Annotated in this window: 1 protein-coding gene and 1 pseudogene; both read left to right on the forward strand. The window is 73.4% G+C overall.

Annotated features, from left to right (window positions below; translation table 11 throughout):
- The coding region (locus I5G_RS16640; protein ID WP_026096019.1) for an ABC transporter ATP-binding protein at positions 1 to 1,335 on the forward strand (1,335 nt) is incomplete at its 5' end.
- Positions 1,332 to 1,547: pseudogene (locus tag I5G_RS16645) on the forward strand (hypothetical protein); the annotation flags it as partial. The gene I5G_RS16640 and the pseudogene I5G_RS16645, both read left to right, overlap by 4 nt.

Below are 1,547 nucleotides of genomic sequence, written 5' to 3' on the forward strand. Positions count from 1 at the left end.
ATCGACGGCCACGTGACGTCCTTCCGCTCTCCGCGCGACGCGCAGGCGGCCGGCATCGGCATCGTGCACCAGCACTTCCTGCTCGCTCCCGGGCTCCGCGTCTGGGAGAACATCGTCCTCGCGGGCGAGCCGGGCGGGCCGGTCTTCATCGACTCCGCCCGGGCTCGCCGCGAGGTGACCGAGCTCGCCGACCGCACGGGCTTCCCGGTCGCGGTCGACGCCGAGGTCGAGACCCTCGGCGTGGGCATGCGCCAGCGCGTGGAGATCCTCAAGGTGCTCTACCGGGACGCGCGCATCATCATCCTCGACGAGCCGACCGCCGTGCTCGTCCCCGCCGAGGCCGAGGCCCTGTTCGCCGCGATGCGGGCGTTCACGCAGGCCGGCGCCGCGGTGATCTTCATCTCCCACAAGCTCGACGAGGTGCTGTCCTTCGCGGACGACATCACCGTCATCCGCGCGGGCCGCGTCGTCGGCACCGCCGTCCCGGCCGAGACCACCGCGCCGCAGCTGGCGCGTCTGATGGTCAAGGCCGAGATGCCCGTGGTCGCCCCGCGCGCGCAGCCCGCCTCCGACCGCATCGTGCTCGAGACGCGCGGCCTCGGCGTCCGCGGCGACGACCAGGTCCCGCCGCTCGCCGACGTCGACCTGCGCGTCCACGCCGGGGAGATCGTCGGCATCGCCGGCGTCGAGGGCAACGGGCAGTCCGAACTCCTCGCGGCCCTCATCGGACGGGCGGATGCCACCGGCACCGTGCTCCTCGACGGCGACGACGTCACCGCGCTCAGCACGGTCGACCGCCGCGCCCGGGGCATGGGGTACATCTCCGAGGATCGCCACCGCGACGGCATCGTGCTGCCCCTCGCGCTCCGCGAGAACGCCGTGCTCGGCTACCAGCAGCTGCCGCCGGTGCGGCGCGGTCCCTGGTTCCGTCGCTCCGCGGCGGCCCGCGCCGCGGCCGAGATCATCGCGGCGTACGACGTCCGCGGCGGCGATCCGTCGACGCGCGCGTCGGCGCTGTCGGGTGGCAACCAGCAGAAGTTCATCGTCGGGCGCGAACTCCTCCGCGAGCCGCGGCTGCTCCTCGCCGCGCACCCGACCCGCGGCGTCGACATCGGAGCGCAGGCCGCGATCTGGAGCGAGCTCGTCGGCGCGCGCGACCGCGGGCTCGCCACGCTCCTCGTCTCCGCCGACCTCGACGAGATCCTCGCGCTGTCGGACCGTGTCCTGGTGCTCCACCGCGGACGCATCGTGGCCGAGATCGACGCGCGCGGCGCGGACGTCGGCACGATCGGCGAGTACATGACCGGCGCACGTGGGGGAGAGGCCGCCGCATGATCCGTCGCATCCTCAAGACCGTCGCGGGTCCCGTCATCGCGATCGTCCTCGCCCTCGTCGTCACGGCGGCGTTCCTCACTGTCGCCGGGTACTCCGCGTCCTCCGCCTTCGAGGTGATGTGGGACTACGGCACGACCCCCGAGTCCCTGGCATCCACCGTCAACAACGCCATCCCGCTGTACTTCGCGGGGATCGCGGCGGCGTTCTCGCGC

The organism is Microbacterium sp. B19, assembly GCF_000333395.1.
Taxonomy (GTDB): domain Bacteria; phylum Actinomycetota; class Actinomycetes; order Actinomycetales; family Microbacteriaceae; genus Microbacterium.